6 protein-coding genes and 1 pseudogene are annotated in these 4,089 nt (G+C 39.7%); all 7 read right to left on the bottom strand.

What is annotated here, in order from left to right; translation table 11 throughout:
• Positions 1–311, bottom strand: a 311-nt coding sequence (locus BM427_RS25095) for an RHS domain-containing protein (RefSeq protein ID WP_254779596.1), incomplete at its 3' end; no start/stop codon positions are given.
• 417 nt (positions 312–728) lie between these two features.
• The gene (locus tag BM427_RS25855; protein WP_208809131.1) at positions 729–1,085 is read right to left on the bottom strand and encodes a hypothetical protein; all 357 of its coding nucleotides are present in this window, start codon (positions 1,083–1,085) and stop codon (positions 729–731) included.
• A gap of 129 nt (positions 1,086–1,214) precedes the next feature.
• Positions 1,215–1,286: pseudogene (locus BM427_RS26555) on the bottom strand (RHS family protein); the annotation flags it as partial.
• Positions 1,287–1,904: 618 nt separating this feature from the next.
• A complete protein-coding gene (locus tag BM427_RS26270; RefSeq protein ID WP_280116119.1) occupies positions 1,905–2,039 on the bottom strand; it encodes a hypothetical protein in 135 nt (44 codons plus the stop codon).
• Between the two features lie 266 nt (positions 2,040–2,305).
• Positions 2,306–2,743, bottom strand: a complete 438-nt coding sequence (locus BM427_RS25080; protein WP_090127238.1) for a tetratricopeptide repeat protein — start codon at positions 2,741–2,743, stop codon at positions 2,306–2,308.
• Between the two features lie 198 nt (positions 2,744–2,941).
• Positions 2,942–3,733 carry a hypothetical protein gene (locus BM427_RS25075; protein ID WP_139234472.1) on the bottom strand — a complete coding sequence of 264 codons (792 nt, stop codon included), beginning with the start codon at positions 3,731–3,733 and terminating at the stop codon, positions 2,942–2,944.
• 8 nt (positions 3,734–3,741) lie between these two features.
• Positions 3,742–4,089, bottom strand: a 348-nt coding sequence (locus BM427_RS25070) for a hypothetical protein (protein ID WP_496559613.1), incomplete at its 5' end; no start/stop codon positions are given.

Below are 4,089 nucleotides of genomic sequence, written 5' to 3'. Positions count from 1 at the left end.
TGCGGGGTGTCCCACCTCAGCGTGTCGTTTTCCTGCTCTGCGCGTCCCCATGCGCTGAACGCGCCGCGCCAGACGATATCGCCGTTACTGTCGGTAACTGATTGCGGCAGCCCGTTGATTTCGCTGTGATACCAGTAAATTTCCGCGTACTGCTGGCGGCTGTCTACGCGCGCCAGCGGCTCGTAGCTGTTTTCCGTGTAGATATACTGCACGGCGGCTTCCGGGTCGCGGTCGCGGGTTTCGCCCACCATTTGCAGCCCGGACCATGCATACTGCGTGCGTTCCGGCGTGCGGCTGTGGCGTCGCCACACCTGTTTCTCCGTGCGGCGGCCCAGCGCGTCGTAACGGTATTCCGCTTTGCTGAACTCAGCATCGCCTTGTTAATGCTCTGGTATGTTTAATAAAGCCCGAAGACTATCGTTATAACCATCGAGCTTTTCAGGCATTATTTTTAATTATCACCAGCCAGCCCAGGCATCATATTTGAAATTTTCATCAATAGATTTAAAGTCAACTCCTTTTAAACCCAGCATTTCAAACTTTTCTTTAAAAGACCTGGAGCATACTGGCTTTGATAATTCCTGACAGAAAAAGAGATTGTTTTTTATTTCTTTTTTTACAATAAACAAATCAATTGTGTCATAATACGTTTTATCAAGCCCACGAGATTCCGGGGTATTCAGTAAACCTGATTCAACATCCTGAGAAATCGTATAGTCAGACTTTTCTCAATCGAGAATCTCAATATAGTCCAGCAAGAAAAATAAATAATACTCTTTTCCAGTTTTTTTCTTTCTAAGGGGTGAGATATCAACTGGGATATGTATGCTATGTACCAAACATTCTTCACACAGTTTAAGAAAATCAAAAGAGACCAGATTATCACTAATCAAAAAATCGCCATCTAATTGTGTAGCACTCGCTTTTAAACGATATTCCGGAGAAAAATAAGTAGATTTTGGCGGTGCTGTAAAAATATCATAGTCCGGTAATCCCGGGTCCCACTCTTTATCCATAAAATACGGAGAACCAGCATCATCTGGTAAATAGTCCATAACATAAAATTGTTCAGTTGTATTACTCATAGTAATCTCCCGGTATTCGGATCAATTTTAAACATGCCAGACTCCAGACCTTTTCTTGCCCAATCCTGAATGTTTTTTACGCCTAATGCCAGTTGAGTATCACTCATTCTGCTGGCCTGACTTGCAAGAGTAGCGGAACGTGTAGTAGTGCAGCCCGGTTTCGCGGTCGAGGTACTGGCCCTAGAAGCGCAGGTTCTGCGGGGTGTCCTACCTCAGCGCATCGTTTTCCCACTCGGTGCCCCCATGAGTCGAGCACCAGGCATCAGATTACATCCCAACTGTCGCTAATAATGGTTCCAGTTAGTAGTGGTGTCTCAAGAAAGAAAAATGGGTTATAAGGGGAAGTGAATTAAATAATTATTTAGGGCAGTCATGCTGACGGCCCTAATTGAAAAATCGCGAGTGTTTAAATATCAGTCTAAATATTATGCCAAAAATTCTGGTTGACTGCCCCAACGGAATTAATGACTTCCTGTAATTGCGCCTTCTTCAAAAACAAAGAACCAACGCCTCTCACAAACGATTCGAAATCTTTCGATATTGGAGCCTTATCGTGTTTTTGCTCTTCACTCATGATTGCATATATTTCATTATTTTTTGTATTCAATAAAATTGAATACGGATCTGATATAGCGATTAGAATGATACCATCAGGCCTGTCGTTACCTTGCCACCAGCGCCCGAAATCATCCCCCTCATTTTTAGAGACCAACGTTTCAATATAATCACTACCGGAACAAAATGCTATATTACCAAGAGAGAAATTATCTAAATCATACGAAGAAATAAATGATAAAAAATAATTATTACACTTGACATTCAGTTTTTTTCCAGAACACTTATATTATCAACTGTTTTTGTTCTTTTTCTTAAAATAAGGTCATCCATTTCCCCCTGAAAAGGAGAAAATTTATTATTAAGTTGAGATTCGATTTCTTGAATAGTTAATAACATAAATCCCCCTATCATTTCGTATGCCAACCCCCACCACTGCCAACATGAGTTTGGCCAGGAACTGGAATTGCATATGGGCCAAAATCCACATGGTGATGCTTATATCAGCTCAGTGCACAATGTTCCTACCCTATGCGCACCCAAGAGCTGAACGATCCACCATGCAAATATCTCCATTTTAATATCGGCGAACCTATTTTCTTATGATTACCTATGTTGTGATTACATTTATTTCATGAGCCCAAGAAAAATCAATAGAAAGACCGTCATTGCTCCACTCTATTTTTGAGATAATAATCTAAATATTTCTTAGGCCGATCCTGGAATGCTCTATTTTTTCCATATTGATAGGCATCATCGAAGTACTTTATAGCTTCATCGTACTGGCCCAATTCATAACAAACCATGCCAAGATCTATCAATGGAGAGGTGTCAATATCTGAACTACGAGTTTTTAGAGAAATCTCACCCCATTCTTTCGATGTTGTGAAGTTCCCTAAATCAAAATAGACACTATACAAGCAGGCTGTTACCCAATTTGAAATATCCCATTCTAATTTTGGCTCTGGAATCAAGGACCAGGACTTGATATATAAGCTCAATGCTTCGTCTAATTTTTCATCGTCGTGCTTTATATTACCGCTTTCTACGATGAAAACAATCTCATTTTCCAGCTTCTCATCAATATGAGATAATTGTTTCATTAGTTTTTCGCATAATTAATTAAAATATTTCAACTTCTCTGCCAATCCGATAAATGCTTCAACATCTTTATACCGACGACAGGTAAACCGGATCTGGTATAGCAGGTGGTGAAAGGGGCAAAAGCAGAACTGGTTTGACAGGGCCCACCAAAGTAAGCCAGGAAGCGTTTACCTCCCAGCCAAGGCTATTCATATCGACTAAGGTAATTTCTTAGCTGTTTTTTTAACAGTGAATTCTTGCTTCCAGGAAATTAAAACACCAGCCTCACCAAGCGATTGGTTTATCTCATCAATACTGCCATCATCTACTACCCACATCCATAAACTATTATTTATTTTTTTTAGCTGCCCTGCATTGTTTTTTACAATCCAACGATCAAGAATCATCTCATCAATTTTAATATTTAAATGATGCTCATTTATCATATTAAATGGATATACCATCCTTAATTTTGAATGAAGGTAGCTTTCACCCCCCTGAAATCGGCCAGGTGTTTCTCTTTTAAATAAAGAGGGATTCTCATAAGGATATAAAGAAACCAAATTATCACCAGTAGAGTAATAAAAAGATTTACTAACTTTATCACAGCGGTATGCAATACCATACTTACAGGCTACTGAAACCAAAGCCTCTGTTAACATGGACTCTATATTACTATCTGTGCTTGCTGGGAATTGAATATCAATATGGTGAAAGCTACCAAAGTCGTTAGTCGATAGTCCAAAAGATGCATACCACGGTACATGCCCTTTTTTTTCTTCATATAATCGAAATGAATTAATATATCCTGCTGCTATTTTCTCTTCTAATTCAGCCAAGGATACCTCTATGAGTTCGTGGTCTCCCTCATGATCTCCATTTTTAATGTATTGATTGTAACCGCATGTCTCCACAGAAAGGCCTAGAGAGGTAAAAATTGATTTCCCCAGAACAAGCGCCTCTTGCGGAGTCACTTGTTCTGTTCCGTATAATGCAATACCTGTGTACATAATATCACCTATATACTCGAAATGAGATTATCCAACATCGATTTTATATCCGATGCATTATATGGATGCTCAAGAACGATGATTTCGCCTTGTTTACTCACAGGAAGATTACTCATAGCTGTTTCATTACGTGATGTCAGCGTCGGTAATTTACTTCCCATATCAGTTTTAGAAGCTAATTCTATTGAATGAACTCGACCATTCACATCAATAGCCATAACGTCAGGCCGTCTGGCCGAGATACCTTTGCCATTTGCAAAACTATAAGAACGATTTAGATATATCTCTTTGAATTTCCCCGACATAGCAAGCTTATTGGCAATAACTTCAGAAAATTGATTATGTCCAGGCGTTTT

This window comes from Kosakonia arachidis (assembly GCF_900116535.1).
GTDB classification, from domain to species: Bacteria; Pseudomonadota; Gammaproteobacteria; order Enterobacterales; family Enterobacteriaceae; genus Kosakonia; species Kosakonia arachidis.
This window is presented reverse-complemented; position numbering and strand designations above follow the sequence as displayed.

Coding starts and splice junctions, on each gene's coding strand:
- BM427_RS25855 (WP_208809131.1), bottom strand. CDS start 1,085: ATGAGTAATACAACTGAACAATTTTATGTTATGGACTATTTACCAGAT.
- BM427_RS26270 (WP_280116119.1), bottom strand. CDS start 2,039: ATGTTATTAACTATTCAAGAAATCGAATCTCAACTTAATAATAAATTT.
- BM427_RS25080 (WP_090127238.1), bottom strand. CDS start 2,743: ATGAAACAATTATCTCATATTGATGAGAAGCTGGAAAATGAGATTGTT.
- BM427_RS25075 (WP_139234472.1), bottom strand. CDS start 3,733: ATGTACACAGGTATTGCATTATACGGAACAGAACAAGTGACTCCGCAA.